General features: G+C 51.0%; 19 protein-coding genes and 1 pseudogene. 19 read left to right on the top strand and 1 reads right to left on the bottom strand.

Translation table 11 applies throughout. From position 1 onward, the window contains the following. Positions 1–13: 13 nt before the first annotated feature. From arsS to E1963_RS05125, 9 genes and pseudogenes are all read left to right on the top strand, one after another. Positions 14–997, top strand: coding sequence for an arsenosugar biosynthesis radical SAM (seleno)protein ArsS (arsS, locus tag E1963_RS05090; protein WP_132275970.1), 984 nt, complete (start codon positions 14–16; stop codon positions 995–997). Between the two features lie 20 nt (positions 998–1,017). After that, the gene (locus tag E1963_RS05095; RefSeq protein ID WP_132275972.1) at positions 1,018–1,446 is read left to right on the top strand and encodes a C-GCAxxG-C-C family protein; all 429 of its coding nucleotides are present in this window, start codon (positions 1,018–1,020) and stop codon (positions 1,444–1,446) included. A 165-nt stretch (positions 1,447–1,611) separates the two neighbouring features. Beyond that, positions 1,612–2,118, top strand: a pseudogene (locus tag E1963_RS05100) (TIGR04283 family arsenosugar biosynthesis glycosyltransferase); the annotation flags it as partial. Between the two features lie 95 nt (positions 2,119–2,213). Beyond that, the gene (locus E1963_RS05105) at positions 2,214–2,396 is read left to right on the top strand and encodes a hypothetical protein (protein ID WP_145964163.1); all 183 of its coding nucleotides are present in this window, start codon (positions 2,214–2,216) and stop codon (positions 2,394–2,396) included. Positions 2,397–2,490: 94 nt separating this feature from the next. Continuing rightward, positions 2,491–3,333 carry a rhodanese-like domain-containing protein gene (locus E1963_RS05110; protein WP_132275976.1) on the top strand — a complete coding sequence of 281 codons (843 nt, stop codon included), beginning with the start codon at positions 2,491–2,493 and terminating at the stop codon, positions 3,331–3,333. 332 nt (positions 3,334–3,665) lie between these two features. Continuing rightward, entirely contained in the window at positions 3,666–6,260 is a 2,595-nt protein-coding gene (clpB, locus tag E1963_RS05115) for an ATP-dependent chaperone ClpB (protein WP_132275978.1), read from the top strand. A gap of 66 nt (positions 6,261–6,326) precedes the next feature. After that, positions 6,327–7,580: a DNA polymerase Y family protein gene (locus tag E1963_RS05120; protein ID WP_132275980.1), complete on the top strand. Its 1,254-nt coding sequence runs from the start codon at positions 6,327–6,329 to the stop codon at positions 7,578–7,580. Continuing rightward, entirely contained in the window at positions 7,577–7,702 is a 126-nt protein-coding gene (locus tag E1963_RS21245; protein WP_262200487.1) for a hypothetical protein, read from the top strand. The genes E1963_RS05120 and E1963_RS21245 overlap by 4 nt, the downstream gene beginning before the upstream one ends. Positions 7,703–7,906: 204 nt before the next feature. After that, complete coding sequence (locus E1963_RS05125) at positions 7,907–8,776, top strand: YitT family protein (RefSeq protein ID WP_066573716.1); 870 nt, start codon at positions 7,907–7,909, stop codon at positions 8,774–8,776. A gap of 87 nt (positions 8,777–8,863) precedes the next feature. Here the strand turns inward: E1963_RS05125 and pepT are convergent, their stop codons facing one another. Further along, positions 8,864–10,093 (bottom strand): peptidase T, encoded by a 1,230-nt coding sequence (pepT, locus tag E1963_RS05130; RefSeq protein WP_132275982.1) that lies wholly within the window; start codon positions 10,091–10,093, stop codon positions 8,864–8,866. Between the two features lie 164 nt (positions 10,094–10,257). On the opposite strand from pepT, the gene E1963_RS05135 reads away from it, so the two are divergent. From E1963_RS05135 to rsgA, 10 genes are all read left to right on the top strand, one after another. Further along, entirely contained in the window at positions 10,258–11,730 is a 1,473-nt protein-coding gene (locus E1963_RS05135) for a UDP-N-acetylmuramoyl-L-alanyl-D-glutamate--2,6-diaminopimelate ligase (RefSeq protein ID WP_132275984.1), read from the top strand. Further along, positions 11,720–13,948 (top strand): replication restart helicase PriA, encoded by a 2,229-nt coding sequence (gene priA, locus E1963_RS05140; protein ID WP_132275986.1) that lies wholly within the window; start codon positions 11,720–11,722, stop codon positions 13,946–13,948. Before E1963_RS05135 ends, priA begins: the two co-directional genes overlap by 11 nt. A 14-nt stretch (positions 13,949–13,962) precedes the next feature. Then, positions 13,963–14,436 (top strand): peptide deformylase, encoded by a 474-nt coding sequence (gene def / locus E1963_RS05145; protein ID WP_132275988.1) that lies wholly within the window; start codon positions 13,963–13,965, stop codon positions 14,434–14,436. A 1-nt stretch (position 14,437) separates the two neighbouring features. Further along, positions 14,438–15,367 (top strand): methionyl-tRNA formyltransferase, encoded by a 930-nt coding sequence (fmt, locus tag E1963_RS05150; RefSeq protein ID WP_132275990.1) that lies wholly within the window; start codon positions 14,438–14,440, stop codon positions 15,365–15,367. 85 nt (positions 15,368–15,452) lie between these two features. After that, a complete protein-coding gene (locus E1963_RS05155) occupies positions 15,453–16,160 on the top strand; it encodes a zinc metallopeptidase (RefSeq protein ID WP_066573731.1) in 708 nt (235 codons plus the stop codon). Positions 16,161–16,182: 22 nt separating this feature from the next. After that, entirely contained in the window at positions 16,183–17,487 is a 1,305-nt protein-coding gene (rsmB, locus tag E1963_RS05160) for a 16S rRNA (cytosine(967)-C(5))-methyltransferase RsmB (RefSeq protein ID WP_132275992.1), read from the top strand. Beyond that, positions 17,480–18,550: a dual-specificity RNA methyltransferase RlmN gene (rlmN, locus tag E1963_RS05165; protein WP_132275994.1), complete on the top strand. Its 1,071-nt coding sequence runs from the start codon at positions 17,480–17,482 to the stop codon at positions 18,548–18,550. The genes rsmB and rlmN overlap by 8 nt, the downstream gene beginning before the upstream one ends. Beyond that, complete coding sequence (locus E1963_RS05170) at positions 18,528–19,271, top strand: Stp1/IreP family PP2C-type Ser/Thr phosphatase (protein WP_132275996.1); 744 nt, start codon at positions 18,528–18,530, stop codon at positions 19,269–19,271. The genes rlmN and E1963_RS05170 overlap by 23 nt, the downstream gene beginning before the upstream one ends. After that, positions 19,265–21,376: a Stk1 family PASTA domain-containing Ser/Thr kinase gene (pknB, locus tag E1963_RS05175; protein ID WP_132275998.1), complete on the top strand. Its 2,112-nt coding sequence runs from the start codon at positions 19,265–19,267 to the stop codon at positions 21,374–21,376. Before E1963_RS05170 ends, pknB begins: the two co-directional genes overlap by 7 nt. A 31-nt stretch (positions 21,377–21,407) precedes the next feature. After that, positions 21,408–22,286 (top strand): ribosome small subunit-dependent GTPase A, encoded by an 879-nt coding sequence (gene rsgA / locus E1963_RS05180; protein ID WP_132276000.1) that lies wholly within the window; start codon positions 21,408–21,410, stop codon positions 22,284–22,286.

Genomic DNA, 22,286 nt, shown 5'->3' on the forward strand with positions numbered 1-22,286 from the left:
TGGAGAAGAGAAGATGAGTCAGGCATTGCAGGATTTAAAACAATTAAATAACATACCGGAATTTGAGGAACGCATTACAGAAGAGGAAATCAAATATACGGCACCGGCCCTGGACGTCATGCAGATGAACGTCGGAAGGCTCTGTAATCTGACGTGTAAGCACTGCCATGTGGAAGCGGGACCGTCCCGGACGGAGATTATGGACCGCAGGGTGATGGAAGCCTGCCTTGCGGTCTGTAAGGAACAGGGAATCAGAACCATTGATATCACAGGAGGAGCGCCGGAGATGAACCCGGATTTTGAGTGGCTTGTGGAAGAGGCAGTGAAAATCTGCAGCCATGTAATCGTGCGTACGAATCTGGTTATCCTGGGGGAAGAGAAATATCGGCATCTGCCAAAGTTTTATGCAAAGCACAAGATAGAAGTGGTCTGTTCCCTTCCCTATTACCAGGCAAAGGAGATGGATCGTGTTCGCGGGAACGGCACATTTGAGCAGGCCATTGAAGTGCTACGAAAACTGAACGCACTGGGATATGGAAAGGAAGAGGACATGGTGCTGAATATGGTGTACAATCCGGCGGGCGCCTTTTTCCCACCGGCACAGAATGCGATGGAAAAGGAGTATAAATCCAGGCTTTGGGAAGATTTCGGCATTGTGTTTAATAATCTGTTTACCATCACCAACAATCCGATGGGAAGATTTGAGGCATTTTTGAAGCGGAGTGGAAATCTGGAGAGCTATATGAAAAAGCTTTCCGACGCTTTTAACGGGGCGACCCTTCCGGGATTGATGTGCCGGTTCCAGGTATCTGTAGGCTATGATGGAAAACTGTATGACTGTGATTTCAACCAGGCGGCAGACCTTCCGGTAATGGGCGGGGCTGCCATTTTCGACATGCAGGGCAAATCTTTTGAAAAGAGGAGAATCTGCTTTGCAAACCACTGCTACGGCTGTACGGCAGGACAGGGCTCCAGCTGCGGCGGGGCAACCGAATAAGAGACACAGGAGAGGAAAAGATGAAAAAAGAGGAAATCAGCAGGCTGTTTATGCAGGGAATCGACTGTTCCCAGGTGGTGACCGGATGCTTTGCGGAATACATGCACATGACGGAAAAAGACGCGAGAAAGGCAGCCGCGTGCTTCGGCGGGGGCATGATGTGTGGCGAGACATGCGGAGCCGTCACAGGTGCGTTGATGGTGATTGGAACGGTATACGGCCACAGTAAAGAGGGGGACCAGGAGCAAAAGAACGTGATGATGCAGAAGGTGGCAGAATTTAAAACGCTTTTTGGGAAAAAGCATCCGTCCTGCATGTGCAGGGAGCTCCTGGGACACGACATATCTAAACAGGGAGAGATGGATAAAGTGCTTGAAAAGGGACTTTTATTCAGCCTGTGCCCGGAAATTGTGGCAGACACGATTGGGATACTGGAAGAGATTTTGTAGGAAGCAGGAAATATGGAACTAAAAAAGGCAGTCATTATATTTACGCGGGTTCCCGTGCCGGGAAAGACGAAGACCCGCATGATGCCACATCTGACACCGGTGCAGTGTGCAAGGCTGCACAAGTGCTTTTTACAGGATATTCTGTCGGAGTGCCAAAGATGCGGTGGAAGGGCCAACCAGATGAATCTGGGAGCAAAGAAGAGCACCGGGGACATTCTCTTTTTCCTTCACTGCGACAGTGAACTTCCCGAAAAGCCGCTTGCGTGGATACGCAAGGTGATGCAGGGATACCGGGCGGGCTGCTTTGGGATTGCCTTTCACTCATGGAATTTCTTTATGTTCGCCTGCCGGGTGATTTCCAATCACCGGATTAAAGACCGAAAGGTGACGTTCGGCGACCAGGGAATATTTCTTGACCGGGACCTATTCTTTGAGGCGGGCATGTTTCCGGATATTCCGATTATGGAGGACTATCAGTTTTCCCTGACGCTGAAGGAGAGGGGGGTCCGGCTTGGGGTTGCGGGCAGGCGGATATATACGTCGGACAGGCGTTTCCCGAAGGGAACTGTTCCAAAGCTTCAGATGATGTGGAAGATGAACCGGCTCAGGAAAATGTACCGTGCCGGCGTACCGTCGGAGACGCTTGCGAAGTTGTACCGGGACGTGCGGTGAGAGGGGAAACTGGGGAAAGGAAGGACATATGGAGCATACAAAAGGACTGCGGGAATACATCCGGCAGGTGGACGGAAGGTTTGATACGGCTGGACTTGAGGAGAGGACGAACCTCTATCTGCCCATCACGTGCCTGCGGGGCATTACCTGTTGCGCTATGGCGGGTGGAATATCAGAAGCCGGGGAAAGCGATTGTCAACCCATCCACCCAAAAGAAGCTGGAGGAATATCTGAAGGAGGAATTTCTGGAAAAAATCCGGCAGTTTATAATGGGATAGACGGGAGAGAGCGTCCGGTCAGATAAATCTATTGATTGACAGAAGGATTATTTTTATAATCAACATAGATAAGACAAAGGAGGAAATATCTATTATGAAAAGAAAATTGGCAGCAATTTTACTGGCATCCGCAATGGCGGCTACCGCGATTACCGGATGCGGTTCTGACGGGGATGCTTCGGGTAAAGCAGAAGGCACAGACACAGCGGGTGACGAGGCGGAAGACGGTTATGTGTCCCCGGCCGACGTTGTGGCAGCGGCAAAGGACGGCCAGACTCATGTGCTGGACGTAAGGGAATGGAACAGCTACGTGGAAGGAAGAGTGGCAAATTCCGAGTGGTGCCCGATATTTCCATTAGAGGATGATTCCCTTGCAGACGCGATGACTGAATATGCAAAGGAAAAGTTGAGCGACGGAAAGGAAATCTATATCATCTGCAACAGCGGTCAGAAGGGGGCTGAAAAAGCAACTGAGGTACTGAAGGAAGCAGGAATCGACGAGTCTCTCATTTTCACGGTAGAGGGCGGGGCAAAGGCTCTTGCGGAGGAAAAAGATGCCCTTACCACCAACCGGGCAGAGGAAGACATTGACTGGAAGTATGTGAGCGGCAAAGAGGCTGTGAAGGCAGTCGGCGATGCAGATATCCAGATTCTGGACGTAAGGGATGACGACACTTATGCCGAGGGACATCTGAAAGGTTCTCTGCAGTGCAGCTTAAAGGAGATTGAGGACGCAGACGCGCAGACGGCGATGTACGAGATGGCAACCGAAGAGCTGGACAAGGAAAAACCGGTATACCTTCTTTGCTACAGCGGAAACAAATGTGCAAAGACTGCAATCTCCGTGATGAAGGACGCAGGATTTGACACCGACAAACTTCTCATCATCGAAAACGGTGCGAAGGACGCAGACGTGGCGGCTGCATTTGTAAAATAGAAAAAAGCAGTTTTAAAAAGAGGCTGGCCCATCAACATGGGGCAGCCTCTTTTGACCTGAAAACTTCGGTGTGCACTGTAAATTCACTATTCGGAAGAGATAGTGAATATACTTGCTGACTCGCTCCAAAAGGTACAACTTGCGTCCAGTATCAGATTACATTAAATAAACCATATTGATAACAGCGACGTTGTTATACTTGACGGATACAGATTTGACCCAAGGCAACTGCAATTCCAAAGAATTAGCACTCGAGGGTTGACAGTGCTGATGATATTTGTTATAGTACGTATAGAACAATTTGAAATCATGCAGGTTAGGAGGCAGCCACTATGAATATAAATAAATTTACGCAGAAATCACTGCAGGCAGTGCAGGACTGTGAACGTATCGCAATGGAATACGGCAACCAGGAAATAGAACAGGAACATCTGCTATATGCTCTTCTCGTACAGGATGACAGTCTGATCCTTAAATTAATGGAAAAGATGGGGTTAGAAAAAACGATATTCATCAACCGTGTCGAAGAGGGACTCCGCAAGCGCACAAAAGTACAAGGCGGGCAGCCTTTTGTAGGCCAGGACCTGAACAAGGCCCTCATCCACGCGGAAGACGAGGCAAAGCAGATGGGGGATGAATACGTATCTGTAGAGCATCTGTTCCTTTCCCTATTGAAATATCCGAATAAAGAACTGAAGCTTATCTTCCGCGAGCTTGGAATCAAGCGGGAAGCTTTTCTTCAGGCACTTGCGACTGTAAGAGGCAGCCAGAAGGTTACGAGCGATAATCCGGAGGCGACATATGACACATTGAACAAATATGGCTCAGATCTGGTGGAACGCGCCAGAGACCAGAAGCTGGATCCGGTCATTGGCAGAGACGCGGAGATAAGGAATCTTGTGCGTATCCTGTCCAGAAAGACGAAGAACAATCCGGTTCTCATCGGTGAACCCGGTGTCGGGAAGACAGCGGTCGTGGAAGGGCTGGCACAGCGTATCGTGCGGGGAGATGTCCCGGAAGCTCTGAAGGACAAGACGATATTCTCACTGGACATGGGGTCGCTCGTGGCCGGAGCCAAATACCGCGGCGAGTTTGAAGAGCGTCTGAAAGCAGTTCTGGAGGAAGTAAAGAACAGTGACGGGAAGATTATCCTGTTCATAGATGAGCTGCACACGATTGTAGGTGCGGGTAAGACAGACGGGGCCATGGATGCAGGGAATATGCTCAAGCCGATGCTTGCCAGAGGCGAGCTCCACTGTATCGGGGCTACCACACTGGATGAATACCGCCAGTATATCGAGAAGGATGCGGCACTGGAGCGGCGTTTTCAGCCGGTGCTTGTGGATGAGCCTACGGTGGAGGACGCGATATCGATCCTGCGTGGCTTAAAAGAGAGATATGAAGTATTCCATGGAGTCAAGATAACGGACGGAGCACTTGTAGCTGCCGCTACGCTTTCCGACCGGTACATTTCCGACCGTTTCCTTCCTGACAAAGCCATCGACCTGGTAGACGAAGCGTGTGCGCTTATCAAGACAGAGCTGGACTCCATGCCCGCAGAACTGGACGAACTGCAGCGCAAGATCATGCAGCTGGAAATTGAGGAGGCAGCGCTAAAGAAGGAGGAAGACCGCCTGAGCAAGGACCGCCTCGGACATCTTCAGCAGGAGCTGGCTGAACTTCGGGAAGAGTTCGCCGGGAAGAAAGCGCAGTGGGATAATGAGAAAGTCGGAGTAGAGCGGGTACAGAAGGTGCGCGAAGAGATAGAACAGGTGAACAAGGACATCCAGAAAGCGCAGCAGTCATACGACCTGGAAAAGGCGGCCGAGCTTCAGTACGGCAGGCTCCCACAGCTCAAAAAGCAGCTGGAAGAGGAAGAGGCTAAGATAAAAGATGAAGAACGTTCTCTTGTCCACGAAAGCGTGACCGACGAAGAGATTGCCAGAATCGTATCAAGATGGACCGGCATACCTGTCTCAAGGCTAAACGAAAGCGAGAGGAGCAAGACGCTCCATCTGGCGGATGAGCTTCATAAACGTGTTATAGGACAGGATGAAGGGGTGGAGCTGGTCACGGAGGCGATCATCCGCTCCAAAGCAGGAATCAAAGATCCGGGCAAACCGATCGGCTCCTTCCTGTTCCTCGGCCCAACAGGAGTCGGTAAGACAGAACTTGCAAAGGCGCTGGCGGAAAGCCTCTTCGATGACGAGAACAATATGATCCGTATCGACATGAGCGAATATATGGAGAAATATTCCGTGTCCAGGCTGATAGGAGCTCCTCCGGGATATGTAGGCTATGACGAAGGGGGACAGCTCACGGAGGCCGTCAGAAGGAAACCTTATTCGGTCGTCCTGTTTGACGAAGTAGAAAAGGCTCATCCGGATGTGTTCAACGTGCTGCTGCAGGTGCTGGATGACGGGCGTATCACCGATTCCCAGGGGCGCACGGTAGACTTTAAGAATACGATTCTAATCATGACATCCAATATCGGCTCGGCCTATCTGCTGGACGGAATCGATACGGACGGCAATATCAGCCAGGAGAGCCAGGACGCGGTGATGGACGACTTGAGGGCACATTTCCGTCCTGAGTTCCTGAACCGGCTTGACGAGATGATCATGTTCAAGCCACTGACGAAAGCTGATATCTACAGTATCATCGATCTGCTTACAGACGATGTGAATAAACGGCTTGCAGACAAAGAGATATCCATAGCTCTAACGGAAGCGGCGAAGAATCTTGTGGTAGAGGGCGGTTATGATCCTACCTACGGCGCAAGGCCTCTGAAGCGCTATCTGCAGAAGAATGTTGAGACGCTGGCCGCAAAGCTGATGCTACAGGGGGATATCGGAGCGGGAGAGACAATTGTCATTGACGTGGAAGATGGAAAGCTCTCCGCAAGCACCCGGAAGAATCTCTTGTAAACGTATGTTCTGCATGATAGAATGAGGACAGCACAGGAGAAGCGGATTTTCAGGGGAGGGCAGGTCATGCGCCGTATCGTATTCCATATAGATGTCAACTCGGCCTATTTAAGCTGGACGGCAGTAGAACAACTAAAGAATGGTGCAGAGACAGACATCAGGACGATACCTGCCATTATCGGCGGAAACCAGGAGTCGCGCCATGGGGTGGTTCTGGCGAAGTCGCTGCCTGCGAAGAAGTTCGGCATCCGCACAGGGGAACCTGTCGCGAATGCCCTTCGCAAGTGCAGAAACCTGCATATGGAGCCGCCTAACCATGCACTGTACCATGAGTACAGCAGCCGGCTGATGGAATTTCTGCGGTCTTGTACACCGGATATAGAACAGGTCAGCGTGGATGAGTGCTATATGGATTTCACGGGGATAGCGGGACGGTTTGCCTCGCCTGTAGCAGGCGCGCTGGAGATAAAGAACGAGATATGCAGGAAGTTCGGATTCACGGTCAATATAGGGATCTCCACGAACAAGCTGCTGGCAAAGATGGCTTCTGATTTTGAAAAGCCGGATAAAGTGCACACGCTCTTTCCGGAAGAGATAAAAGTGAAGATGTGGCCGATGCCTGTCTGGGAACTATATATGGCAGGCCATTCGAGCGTGGAGACGCTCCAGAAGCTGGAGATACGTACGATAGGCGATCTGGCACAGGCAGATCCGGAGATTCTGGAGCTTCATCTGAAAAGCCACGGAAGGAAACTGTGGGAATTTGCCAATGGCATCGATAATTCAGAAGTGATAACGGAGAAGGTCGAGGCCAAAGGAATCGGCAATTCCACCACTCTTTCCAAGGATGTGACGACGGAAGAGGAAGCCAGGAAGGTGCTGCTTGGCCTTGCGGAAAGTGTAGGTGCAAGGCTTCGCGAAGCGGAACAGAAGGCAGGAATGCTCAGTGTGGAAATCAAATACTATAACTTTGAGACCGCGTCCCACCAGCGGCAGCTGGCAAAACCGACGAACAGCGATACGGACATCTACCACGCTGCGGCAGAGCTGTTCCGGGAACTGTGGACGAAAGTGCCGATCCGTCTGCTCGGCATCCGGAGCTCGAAGCTGGTAAAGCAGGATGAGCCGGAGCAGCTGACTATATTCGACCTGCCAGTGGAACAGAACCGTGAAAAGGCAGGCACGGATAGAGGTGCGAGACAGAAAAAGCTCGATAAGGCATTGGATGAGATAAAGAGGAAGTACGGGAAAGATGCGGTCAGGCGTGGGCGTTTTCTTGAGCCCGGGGAAAAGGACTCTGCGGATATAGGGAACAGATGAACTGCGGGGGCCGCAGCAGTATAGAGAAGCCATTCTGGGGAGATGCATGTCCGGTCAAATCGCGCTGTGAGGATAAGAGCCACGGACACTGCGGACAGTGCAGGAAATGGTGCATGGAGTAGATTATTATGTATTTTCTTTTTAAAATTATTGTATGTGATGTGTTGACAAAAAAATAATCTATAGATATACTTATAAACATAAGAGCAGTTGCGAATTATATCTTTATAGTTTGTGGCTGCTTTTTTGTGTGTAAAATCAGGCTGTCCTGAATCATTTGCCGGACAGAGATCAAAGATAAGACCAGGAAAGAGAGGTAGACAAAGATGAAAAATATTAACTGGAGAGAAACAGGAACCGATATCCTTGTAGATATCGCGGCAGGTATGGTTATCGCTATAGGAGTGTATAATTTTGCCCTGAATGCTAACTTCCCTGTAGCCGGCTTCTCTGGAATCGCGATTATCATGTACCATCTTCTCGGTCTGCCGGTAGGTTTGGGCACGATTATACTGAATATCCCGGTAGCAATATTCTGTTATAAGTTTCTGGGGCGGAATTTCTTTTTGAAATCGCTGAAGTCCATGGTCATATCTTCTGTCCTTATGGATTACGTGGCCCCGCTTTTGCCTGTATACGAAGGCAGCCGCCTGCTGGCGGCCCTGTGTATGGGGGTACTGTGCGGTATAGGCTATGCCATGATCTTCATGCGCGGCTCGTCTACAGGAGGACAGGATTTCATCAGTGTTGCAATCAAGAAGGTAAGGCCGCATATGACACTTGGCATCATCACGTTTGCCCTTGATATCATAACGATTATCCTCGGAAGCGTACTCGTGTTCAAAGATGTTGACGGGTTTATCTACGGTGTGATCGTCACCTACCTTATGGCCATCGTGATGGATCGGATCATGTACGGCATCGACGAAGGCAAGATGACATTCATCGTCACAGAACACGGCGACGACGTGGCGGAACAGATTGACGAGTACTCTGGAAGAGGCTCTACGATACTGAAAGGAATGGGCAGCTACTCCAAGGAGAAGAAAGACGTCGTCATGTGTGCATGTAACAATAAGCAGATGTACACGATTAAGAAAATGGTGCATAAGATCGATCCGCAGGCATTTACGATAATAATGGAATCCAACGAAGTCGTTGGAGAAGGATTCAAAGAAGAAATTAAAGAATTGTAATTAGAAATGTTGCTCCATGATTAGGTGGAGCAACATTCTTTACCTTATAGGAGCAGTCTGTACGCTGCACTGCGTATCATCCTTATTCTACATGCTGGTATCGCCAGCATATAGCTTCACCAGCTCGAGGATGATATCCACGCTCTTATCCATTCCTTCTACGGTGATGTGCTCATACGGACCGTGATAGGCGTGTCCGCCGGTGCCGAGGTTCGGGCAGGGAAGCCCCTTGTAGCTGAGCTGGCAGCCGTCTGTGCCTCCACGGATCGGCAGGATAATCGGTTCCACGCCCGCTTTTTCGCATGCTGCCTTCGCATTGTCGATGAGGTGCATGCATCCGTCAATTATCCCGGCCATATTCTTATATTGTTCTGTTATCGTCAAGCGGACCGTTTTGTCCCCCCACTTTTCATTCATATTCTTTTCGATGAGCCGCAGCGTGTTCTTGCGGGCCTCGAAGAAGTTCCCGTCATGGTCTCTGACGATGTAGTTGAGCTGTGCTTCGCCGCATTCCCCTGACATGCTGACCAGGTGGTAGAAGCCTTCATAGCCTTCTGTTCCCCTTGGTGTCTCCATGCCGGGCAGGAGCGAGTTGATTTCCATAGCGACCAGGCTTGCGTTGATCATCGTGTCCTTGCCGGAGCCCGGGTGCACATTGAATCCTTTGATATCGAACCGGGCTTTGCACGCGTTGAAGTTCTCATACTGGATCTCGCCTTCCGTATCGCCGTCCAGCGTATATGCATATTCGGCACCAAAGTCTTCCACGTTAAAATGGACGGCCCCTGTCCCAATCTCCTCGTCCGGTGTGAAGGCGATGCTGATTGGACCATGTGGAATGTCTTCATCACGCAGACGTTCAGCCATCGTCAGAATCTCTGCAATGCCTGCCTTGTCATCTGCCCCTAGAATGGTAGTCCCGTCGCTTGTGATAAGCGTACATCCTTTCAATCCTCTTAAATGTCCGAACGTATCTGCGCTCAGCACACGGCCGCTATCCCCAAGCATGAGCTCTTCTCCGTCATAATCTTCTGTAATGACAGGCTTGATTTCATGGTCGCAGAAATCAGACACTGTGTCCATATGGGCGATAAAGCCGATGGAGGTCCGTCCCTCAAATCCCGGTGTCGCCGGTATCTTTCCGTACAGATAGCACTGGCTGTCGGTATGGACGTCGGCTAGGCCGAGTGCTTTCATCTCTTCTTCCAGTATTGCTGCCAGATGGAACTGGCACTGTGACGACGGCACAGTCTTGCTGTCCTCATCGCTCGGTGTACGTACTGCTACGTACTTCAGCAGTCTTTCATAAGCTTTCAAAGTTTCATTCCCCTTTCAACAGTTTGACTCTATTATATCGCAGATGAAGCCGGAAATCCACCCTTAGCTGACCGTGCACGCCTTTGTCGGCGGAGGGTATGGCATTTGAAAATATTTAATGTTATAATACCCTTGATGAGATTAAACCAGGAGGCAGGAAAAACATGATATTAACCGATTTATTGGAACGTTTAGAATATGAAGTTGTGCAGGGGAGCGATGCGGCGGAAGTAACCGAGCTTACGAACGACTCCCGCAAGGTAGTCCCGGGCAGCGTGTTTGTATGCATCAGCGGCGCTGTGTCAGATGGGCATGCATATGTGAAAGAAGTTGCGGAGAAAGGGGCGGCGGCAGTTGTCGTGGAGAAGCAGGTGGAAGCGCCGGACTCCGTGACGGTCATACATGTGGATGATACCCGCTATGCGCTGGCGCTCATGTCTGCGGCATACTTCGGGTATCCGGCAGAGAAGCTCAAAGTAATCGGAATCACAGGCACGAAGGGAAAGACGACGACGACCTATATGGTGAAGTCCATACTGGAAGGCGTGGGCCATAAGGTCGGGCTTATCGGGACGATTGAGGCGGTTATCGGGGATAAGACGATACCTGCAAGCAATACGACTCCGGAATCGTACACGATACACAAGTATTTCAAAGAGATGGTCGATGCCGGGTGTGACAGCGTCGTCATGGAAGTATCTTCCCAGGGGCTGATGCTGCACAGGACGGCGGGGATTCCGTTTGAAATCGGTATCTTCACGAATCTGGGCGAGGACCATATCGGACCGAACGAGCACAAGGATTTTGAGGACTACAAGCGCTGTAAAGGAATTCTGTTTACCCAGTGCAGGCTCGGGATTGCCAATGTGGATGACCGATGGTTCGAGGATGTATTCCGACATGCGACGTGCAGGACAGAGACATTTGGATTCTCTGAAAAAGCAGATCTAAGAGCCACGAATGTCGAACACATCTCAAGGCCCGGATACCTGGGAGTCAGATATCATGTCGGCGGGCTGATGGATTTTGATGTTGAGATAGATATACCAGGCAAATTCAGTGTCTATAATTCACTGACGGCGATTGCGGTATGCAGACATTTTGATGTTCCGGCAAAAGAGATCAGGAAGGCGCTGAAAGTGGCGAAGGTAAAAGGCCGGATTGAAATGGTCAAGGTGTCTGATGACTTTACATTTATGATAGATTATGCACACAATGCCATGAGCCTTGAGAGCCTGCTTGACACGCTGAGGGACTATGAGCCGGGACGTCTGGTGACAGTGTTCGGCTGCGGAGGCAACCGTTCCAGGACGCGCCGTTTCGAGATGGGTGAAGTATCAGGGAGGCTTGCGGACTTTACCGTCATCACGTCCGATAACCCGAGGTTCGAGGAGCCGCAGGCCATCATCGACGATATCATAACCGGCATAGAAAAGACCGATGGAGCGTATATCGCCATCTGCGACAGGAAAGAAGCCATCCGGTACGCCATAGAACATGGGCGCGCGGGAGACGTCATCATACTTGCGGGCAAAGGCCATGAGACGTATCAGGAGATAAAAGGCGTGAAGTACGATATGGACGACCGGATGCTCATTGCAGAAATACTGGAGGAGCAAGGCGCACATGTTCGCTGATATCATTGTCGACATTACACATGAAAAACTGGACAGAGTATTCTGCTACCGGATTCCGGAGCAGCTGGAAGGGCAGATGAAAGTCGGGACGGAAGTGGTCGTTCCTTTCGGCCGTGGCAACAAGGAGACGAGAGGATATGTCACCGGACTGTCCGAGAAGACGGATTACGAGCTGTCCAGAGTGAAGGATATTATCCGGATTGCAGACGAGAGCTTAGCTATCGAATCCAGACTTGTCGCTCTGGCGGCATGGATGCACGACTACTATGGCGGTACGATGATACAGGCGCTCAAGACCGTGCTTCCGATCAAGAGAAAAGAGCAGCCGAGAGAAAAGAGACGTGTAAGGCTCCTTCTTGGCGAGGAGGAAGGGAAGAGACAGCTGGACGTGTATCTACACAAGAACCAGAAGGCACGGGCACGCCTGCTGGCAGCCCTTCTGCATCAGCCGGAGCAGGAGTACGATCTGGTCACTAAGAAGCTGAACATCACGCTGACGGTGATACGGGCACTGGAAGAACAGGGGATACTTGCCCTCGAGTCTGAGCGGGAGTTCCGCAATCCGGTACGGCGCAGGACAGGGAAGAGGCAGGAAGTACAATATACGGAGGAACAGCGGAATGTCATCGAGACTTTCTGGGGAGACTATAAAGCAGGAATAAGGCGGACATATCTGTTATATGGCGTGACTGGAAGTGGCAAGACTGAAGTATACATGGAGATGATACACAGGGTCCTACAGGAAGGGAGACAGGCAATCGTGCTGATTCCCGAGATCGCGCTCACGTATCAGACTGTGATGCGTTTTTACGGGAGGTTCGGCGACCGGGTATCTATCTTGAACTCCAGGCTCTCCCAGGGAGAACGTTACGATCAGATGGAGCGGGTCAAAGCCGGAGAGGTAGATGTGATGATCGGTCCCCGCTCTGCGCTGTTTACACCATTTGCCAATCTAGGCCTGATTGTGATCGATGAGGAACATGAGCCGACATATAAGAGCGAGCAGGTTCCCAGGTACCATGCGAGAGAAACGGCCATAAAGCGGGCTGAGATGGAGGGGGCCAGCGTCATGCTGGGTTCAGCTACTCCGTCACTTGAGTCCTTCTACCGCTGCCGTAACAAAGCATATACATTGCTGGAGCTCAAGAACAGGACGAAAAGCCTTGAACTGCCGGAGGTGTATACGATAGATATGAGAGAGGAGCTTAAGGCCGGCAACCGCTCCATCTTAAGCGACCGGCTCAAAGAGATGACAGCTGCAAGGCTTGGACGGGGGGAACAGACGATGCTGTTCCTTAACCGCCGGGGATATGCGGGGTTCATTTCTTGCAGAGCGTGCGGATATGTAGTAAAATGTCCTCATTGCGACGTGTCGCTGTCATCGCACAGAGGCGGAAGGCTTGTATGCCACTACTGTGGCCACGAGGAGCCTTCGGCCAGCGCATGCCCGTCGTGCGGATCCACATTCATAGGCGGGTTCCGGGCAGGGACGCAGCAGATAGAAGATATCGTTCAGAAAGCATTTCCCCAGGCGAGGGTCCTCAGGATGGACATGGATACGACGAGGGAGAAAGACGGACATGAGAAGATACTCGAGTCGTTTGCAGACGGGGAAGCAGATATACTGATTGGCACGCAGATGATAGTCAAGGGGCACGATTTCCCGAACGTTACGCTTGTCGGCATTCTCGCGGCGGATATGTCATTATATTCCAATGATTACCGGGCGGGCGAACGGACGTTCCAGCTGCTGACACAGGCGGCAGGCCGGGCAGGGAGAGGAAGCGGAGGGGGAGAAGTCGTCATCCAGACGTACAGCCCCGACCACTACAGTATCCGAATGGCGGCAGAACAGAACTATGAAGGGTTCTATGAGGCTGAGATGGATTACCGGGAACTGATGGGCTATCCTCCGGTGGAACAGCTGCTTGCCGTGCTCATGACAGGACAGGATGAACAGCTGCTTGAGAAGGCGGCCGGCTATCTGAAAGAGTATGTCGTGCGGATAGACCGGAACGGAAGGCTCCAGGTAATCGGACCGGCGAGCCCATACGTGGGTAAGGTCAATGACGTGTACCGCAGGGTACTGTACATCAAAAGTGAAGAGTACCGCCTGCTCACGGAAGCTAAGAACAGGCTGGAACAATATATAGAAATCAACAGGGGATTTCAGACGATGAGGATTCAGTTTGACTTCAACCCCATGAATGTATTTTAAGGAGAGGAAAACATATGGCGACAAGAAAGATTCGGGAACTTGGTGAAGAAGTATTGACGAAGACATGTAAACCGGTAGATAAGCTGACGCTTCGTACGAAAGTGCTTATCAACGACATGTTTGACACGATGTACGAAGCGTACGGCGTAGGGCTGGCAGCGCCCCAGGTAGGGGTGCTCAAGCGGATAGTGACGATAGATGTGGGAGAAGGGCCGATCGTGCTCATCAACCCTGAGATCATCGAGACATCCGGCGAACAGACCGGAGAGGAAGGCTGCTTAAGCGTCCCTGGAAAATACGGTATCGTCACGAGGCCGGATTACGTCAAAGTAAGGGCGCTGGATGAAGATATGCAGGAGCGCGAGCTGGAAGGGACAGGGCTGCTGGCCCGTGCATTCTGCCATGAGATAGACCATCTGGATGGGAATATGTATGTAGGGCTCACGAAAGACGGGCTGCATGACGTGGGGTCCGGGGAGGAAGAATAAGATGAGGATTATATTCATGGGAACGCCGGACTTTTCTGTCGGTACGTTCGAAGCGCTGATTGCTGCCGGACATGATATCGTACTTGCGGTTACGCAGCCCGACAAGCCGAAGGGCAGGGGAGGGAAGATGCAGTATTCTCCTGTTAAAGAGAAGGCGCTGGAATATGGGATACCTGTATTCCAGCCAAAGAAAGTGAGGGAGGCAGAGTGCATAGACAAGCTTCGCGCATATGAGGCGGACATCATGGTAGTCATCGCGTTTGGGCAGATACTGCCGAAAGAGATACTGGAGATGACCCGGTTTGGCTGCGTCAATGTACATGCGTCACTGCTCCCGAAGTACAGGGGAGCAGCGCCGATACAGTGGGCAGTCATCAACGGAGAAAGAGTGTCCGGTGTTACGACGATGCAGATGGATGAAGGGCTTGATACCGGTGATATGATTATGAAGGCCGAAGTAGAGCTGGATGAAAAAGAGACTGGCGGCAGCCTGTTCGACAAACTGTCGGAGGCAGGTGCAAGCCTGTGCGTGGAGACGCTGAGAGCCATCGAAGAGGGGACCGCTGCCTTTGAAAAGCAGGGGGAGGCGACGACGGAATACGCCCGTATGCTTCATAAGGATATGGGTAGCATCGACTGGAAGAACGACGCGCAGACGATCGAACGGCTGATCCGTGGCCTGAACCCGTGGCCCAGTGCATATACCAAGTGGGACGGCAAGGTGATGAAGCTGTGGGAGGCGGATGTCGTGCCGCAGAACAGCAAGGCTGCTCCGGGAACCGTCGTGTCTGTAGAGAAAGACGGCTTCTGCGTGCAGACAGGTGACGGCCTTCTCAAAGTGCGTTCTCTTCAGATTCCAGGGAAGAAACGGATGGAAGCAGACGCCTTTTTAAGAGGTTATAAGATTGAAGAAGGCTGTGGACTTGGTTAAAAAGTGTTAAAATTTTATGAAGAACCGCTATTTTTCCTCTTTTTCATATATAATAGCTAGTATACATGTAAAAGGAGGCTAATAAATGATATACCCAATGATGTATTTCGATCCAACGTACTTTTTAGTCATCATCGGCGTCATCATCTGTCTGATAGCGTCGGCAAAGATGAACGCCACATTTAATAAATATTCCCGTGTCCGCAGCCATACAGGGATGACTGGCAGGGAGGCGGCAGAACACGTTCTCAGGGGAGCGGGAATCTATGATGTGAAGGTGGAGCATGTCTCAGGCAACCTGACGGATCACTACGACCCGAGAAGCAAAGTATTAAGACTTTCTGACGCGACTTACAATTCACCTTCTGTCGCAGCCATCGGCGTAGCGGCACACGAGTGCGGCCATGCGATTCAGCATGCGGAAGGCTATGCGCCTCTTACGCTGCGCGGTGCTCTTGTTCCCGTGGCGAATTTCGGAAGTGCCATCGCCTGGCCTCTTATATTGATCGGCCTGCTCATAAACAGCAGTTCTTCCGCGCTGCTGCTCAACCTGGGCATTATCGCATTTTCTCTGGCGGTACTGTTCCAGCTTATAACGCTGCCGGTAGAGTTTAACGCATCCAGAAGGGCAGTCAGGCTGCTCGGAAGTACAGGCCTGCTGTATGAGAGTGAAGTTGCCGATACGAAGAAGGTGCTGACCGCCGCGGCCCTGACCTATGTAGCCGGAGCGGCCTCTGCAATATTGCAGCTGTTGAGAATACTCGTTCTCACAGGAGGAAGAAGAAGCGATTAATCCGTATGAGGGGGAATACAGTATGGCATCATCGGTAAATGAAAGAGAACTGATACTGGACACATTGCTGCAGATCACGAGGGAAGGCGAATACTGCCATATCGCACTGCGCAATGTACTGGAGAAGTACCAGTATCTGGATAAGAAGCAGCGTGCGTTTATCACAAGGGTGATAAACGGCACGCTGGAACATCTCATAGAGATAGACTATATGATCAACCAGTTTTCCAAAGTAAAAGTGAACAAGATGAAGCCGGCCATATGCGCAATCATAAGAAGTGGCGTCTATCAGCTGAAATATATGGACAGCGTACCGGACAGCGCGGTGTGCAATGAAGCGGTGAAGCTTGCAGAAAAGAGAGGGTTTTCAAGCCTTAAGGCGTTCGTGAACGGCGTATTGCGCAATGTCAGCCGCAATATCAATAAGATTGGCTATCCGAAAGATTACATAGAACACATGTCGGTCAGGTATTCCATGCCAAAGTGGATCCTTGAACAATGGCTTGAGCGGTATGGGGAAGATAATGTACTCGTCATGGCAGAAGACTTCCTGAAAGAGAAGCCGGTGACGATCCGGTTCAACCCCGACCGTATCAGCAGGGAAGAGCTGGAACAGATGCTGAGGGAAGAAGGGGTCCGCACGGAGGAGATACCGGAGTTTCCTGCGGCGCTTCACCTATACGGATATAACTATCTCGGAGGGCTTGAGAGCTTCCGCAAGGGTTATTACCATGTACAGGATATCAATTCTATGCGTACGGTGCATTGGGCGGCTCCCCAAAAGGGCGATACGGTGATTGACGTGTGCGCCGCACCGGGCGGCAAAGCCCTGCATATGGCAGAGAGGCTGCACGGAACCGGCCATGTGGAGGCCAGAGATCTGACCGGCTATAAGGTCAGCCTCCTGGAAGACAATATAGAGCGCAGCGGTCTTAAGAATATCGAGGCGGTGAAATGGGACGCCGCGGTTCTTGACAGATCTGCGGTGGGTTCCGCCGATATCGTGATTGCGGATCTGCCTTGCTCGGGGCTCGGCGTGATTGGAAAGAAGCCTGACCTTAAGTATAAGATGACAGAGGAGATGCAGATGGAGCTGGCAGAGCTTCAGAGGAAGATGCTGTCGGTTGTACAGAATTATGTAAAACCGGGCGGAAAGCTCGTGTACAGCACATGCACGGTCAGCTGGACAGAGAATGAGGGGAATGCAAGGTGGTTTAAAGAAGCGTACCCTGCGTTCAGCCTTGTGCGGGAAAAACAGATGATTCCCGGTCTGGATGAAGGGGACGGATTTTACATAGCGCTTTTCCAGAAGGAGAACCATGGATAAAAAGGATATCTGTTCGTATGATTACGTACAATTGAAGAAAGAGATAGAGGCGATAGGAGAAAAGAGCTTTCGGAGCAGGCAGATATATGAATGGCTCCACGTCAGGCTGGCGGACAGCTTTGAAGAGATGACCAATCTATCAAAAAAGCTGAGGGAACAGCTGGATGAGAAGTATGAGATACGGAAAGTAGTGCCGGTGGAACATCAGGTCTCCAGAGTGGATCCGACGGAGAAGTTCCTGTTTGAACTTCAGGACGGCAATATGGTGGAGAGCGTTCTTATGCGTTATAATTACGGGAATTCCGTCTGCATCTCATCGCAGGCAGGCTGCCGTATGGGCTGCCGTTTCTGCGCGTCCACGCTTGACGGCCTCATGAGGAACCTGACTCCATCCGAGATGCTCCGGCAGATATATCAGATTCAGAAGAGGATTGGGGGGCGCATTTCCAACGTGGTCGTGATGGGGACAGGTGAGCCCCTGGACAATTATGAGAATTTTCTCCGGTTCATACGCATGGCCAGCGATGAACATGGCCTTCATATCAGCCAGAGAAATATCACCGCTTCCACATGCGGCATCGTGCCGAACATGAGGAGGCTGGCAGACGAAAATCTCCAGATTACGCTGGCGCTGTCGCTGCATGGATCCACCCAGGAGAAGCGGAAGGCCCTCATGCCTGTGGCGAATAAGTACAGCCTTACGGAAGTGCTTAATGCATGTGACTACTATTTTGAAAAGACAGGCCGCAGAATTACGTTTGAATACAGCCTCGTACATGGGGTAAACGACGGACCTGAGGATATAAGAGAACTGACGGGGATATTGAAGCACCGGAACTGCCATCTGAACCTGATTCCCGTGAACCCGATAAAGGAGCGTGATTTTGTACGCCCGGACAGTAAAAATGCCCTTGAATTTAAAAATAAACTTGAAAAAAACGGAATTAATGTTACTATAAGAAGGGAAAGAGGCTCGGATATAGACGGGGCCTGCGGACAGCTTCGCAGACGTCATGCTGCGGGCGATAAGGGAGAATCAGATGAAGATATATGCGATGACTGATGTGGGAAGAAAACGCGAAGTCAATCAGGACTATGTATATGTGACGGATAAGCCCATTGGGCCGTTTCCGAATCTGCTGGCGGTGGCCGATGGAATGGGCGGGCACAAAGCCGGCGACTTTGCGTCCAAATATACGGTCACGGTGCTGAGGAAGGAGCTGGAGCAGACGTCTATCGACCGTCCCGAGGAGATACTGCGGGGGATAGTGGCGACAGCGAACAACAAGCTGATAGAAGCCGCTGCCACCGATGTAAAGCTGGAAGGGATGGGTACGACGCTGGTGACGGCCACTGTGGTAGGCAATACATTATATTTTGCCAATGTAGGGGACAGCCGCCTGTATCTGATCAATGAGAAAATACGGCAGCTGTCCAAGGACCATTCTCTCGTGGAGGAGATGGTAAGGCTTGGCGGGATAAAGGAAGAAGAGGCCAAGAATCATCCGGACAAGAACATAATTACAAGGGCCATAGGCGTGAAGCCGGATGTAGAAGCAGATGTATATGAGTACCGTCTGAAAAAGGGGGACACAATACTGATGTGTACAGACGGGCTTAGCAATATGGTGGAAGACGAAGATATGTTTGACATCGTGAAAGGTTCAAGAGATATTGTGGAAGCGGTGCAGATGTTGATTGAAAAGGCAAACAGTAATGGCGGGAGAGATAACATAGGGGTTGTTATGGCGGAGCCACTTTCAGATGAGGTGAGTACATGGTAAAGGATGGAATTTATTTAGGGAAACGATATGAGGTGCTTAGCAAGATTGGTGCCGGGGGGATGGCCGATGTCTATAAAGGCAAGGACCATATGCTCAATCGCTACGTGGCAATCAAGGTATTAAAGAAAGAATATAAAGAAGACGACAACTTTGTCCGCAAGTTCCGCTCGGAAGCCCAGGCGGCAGCCGGACTTATGAATCCTAATATCGTCAACGTATACGATGTGGGCGAGGACCGGGGCCTGTACTATATGGTCATGGAACTGGTAGAAGGGATTACGTTAAAAGATTATATAGAGAAGAAGGGGAGACTGTCCCACAAGGAAGTGATAAGCATTGCGATACAGATGTGTACCGGAATCGGGGCGGCCCATAATGCCCACATTATACACAGGGACATAAAGCCCCAGAATATTATCATATCCAGGGATGGCAAGGTCAAGGTAACCGACTTCGGCATCGCCAAGGCGACCACATCCAATACGATCAGCTCCAATGCTATGGGTTCTGTGCATTATACATCTCCCGAGCAGGCCAGGGGCGGTTTCAGCGATGCCAAGAGCGATGTCTATTCGATAGGTATCACGTTATTTGAGATGGCTACGGGAGAAGTGCCTTTTGACGGTGAATCCACAGTAGCTGTCGCCATCAAGCATCTGCAGGAAGAGATTACGCCGCCATCCGAGATTGTTCCGGACATTCCGTACAGCCTGGAACAGATCATCCTGAAGTGTACGCAGAAAAACGCGGAAAGAAGATACGGCAGTACGACTGAGCTCATCCAGGACCTGAAGCGCTCGCTGGTAGATCCGGATGGGGATTTTGTCGTTATTCCGCCGCTCCGCAATGCGGACACGGTCATAATCACTGATGAAGAGCTGGATGACATACGCAGTTCTTACGACGATGAAGATGAGTATGACGAAGATGACTATGACTATGATGACGACGAATACGAAGATGACGAATACGACGACGATGAATATGGCGACGGCGAGTATGATGAGGACGAGTACGACGATGAATACGATGAGGACGGGGCCGGCGCGAAGCGGGGAAGAAAAGGGAAGAATTCCGATGAAGTAAATCCGAGGATGAACAAGATTATGAAGATCCTGACGATCGTGGTCGTGGTAATCATAGTATTCATCCTGATTTTCACGATTGGAAAGGCCGCGGGCATCTTCAAGTTCGGGCCGAAGATCAATACCGAAGAGACGGATACCGGCAAAGTCAAAGTTCCTGATATCGTCGGCATGACGGAGGATGACGCGAAGGCGGCGCTTAAGAAAAAAGGCCTTGGCATGAAAGTCGTGGCCCGCAAAGAGTCGAAGAAGTATGAAAAGGGTACGGTCAGCGAACAGAAGACGGAGGCCGGCAAGAAAGTCAAGAAGAATTCAACCGTAGAAGTAGTGGTAAGCTCTGACCTTGTGGGGGACGAGATTACCGTGCCTGACGTCAGCGGCATGAGTGAAGCTGATGCCCAGAGGGCGCTCGAGGATGAAGGGCTGAAGGTCGGCAGTTCAGAATTCGTCTATGATGACAACGTGGCGGAAGGCGATGTCATCGGAACGACTCCTTCCGCCTATGCTAAGGTGACAAAAGATACCGAGATAATCATGAAGGTAAGCAAAGGAGCCGAGAAGAAGACTGTGCCTGATATCCGCGGCATGAGCGAAAGCGCGGCCAGAGATGCCCTTGCGAATGCAGGCCTGTCGGCCGGCACCGTGACATACGATTATAATGACAGCGTGGAAAAAGGAAATGTCGTATCACAGAGCCTGAACGGCGGCAAGAAGGTATCCAAAGGCACGACGGTAGACTTTGCGGTCAGCAGCGGCAAGAAGCCGGAAGAGAAGATAAGTGTCCCGCCTGTCACCGGTGTATCCGAGAGCGATGCCAGACAGCTCATAAGCAATGCGGGACTGTCTGTGGGCACGGTCACGTACCAGGCAAATAACAATGTGGGCGCGGGGCTTGTCGTGAGCTGTGATCCAGGTGTCGGCAGCAGCGTCTCCAAAGGGACGAAGATTAACCTCGTCATCAGTACGGGACCTCAGCAGCAGCCTCCGGCGGAAAATCCTGACGGTGAATATATGGAGTAACAGTGAAATGTGAAGCCAGACAAGGAAGAGCATGAGAGGAAAGATATTAAAAGGAATTGCCGGATTCTACTACGTTCACGTAGTAGAATCCGGTGTTTATGAGTGTAAGGCGAAAGGCATCTTCCGGAAAGAGAAGATTAAGCCTCTTGTAGGAGATGACGTAGAGATAGAAATCCTGAACGGGCAGGAAAAGACGGGTAACATTGAGACGGTATATCCCCGATGCAATGAACTGGTAAGGCCGGCCGTGGCCAATATCGATCAGGCGCTGGTCGTCTTCGCCATTACCCGGCCGAGTCCGCATTTTAACCTGCTGGACAGGTTCCTGGTGATGATGCAGAGCAAGGACATACCGGTCATCCTCTGCTTCAACAAGGAAGATATCGCGACGGATCCTCAGGTCAAAGAGCTGAAAGAGATATATGCAAGGTGCGGCTGCCCGCTTCTGTTCACAAGCGCACGGTCCGGGCAGAACCTGGACCAGCTGCGGGAAGTGCTGAAGGGCAGGACGACGGCGATTGCAGGACCGTCAGGAGTAGGAAAGTCCTCTATTATCAATATACTGCAGCCGGAGGCGAATATGGAGACCGGGGCAATCAGCAGCAAGATAGAAAGGGGGAAACATACGACCAGGCATACAGAGCTGTTTCCGGTGGGGGATGATGCTTATATCATGGACACCCCTGGCTTTAGTTCCCTGTATGTGAATGATTTTGATAAAGAGAAGCTGAAACAGTATTTTCCAGAGTTTGCTCCTTTTGAAGGGACATGCCGGTTTCACGGATGCGACCATATCCATGAGCCGGGCTGTGGTGTAAAGGAGGCTCTGGAAAGGGGGCTTATCCACAAGGTCCGCTATAAAAGTTATATGGAAATGTATGAGGAACTGAAGAATAAGAGGAGGTACTGA

The sequence above is a fragment of the Extibacter muris genome (genome assembly GCF_004345005.1).
Lineage (GTDB): Bacteria > Bacillota > Clostridia > Lachnospirales > Lachnospiraceae > Extibacter > Extibacter muris.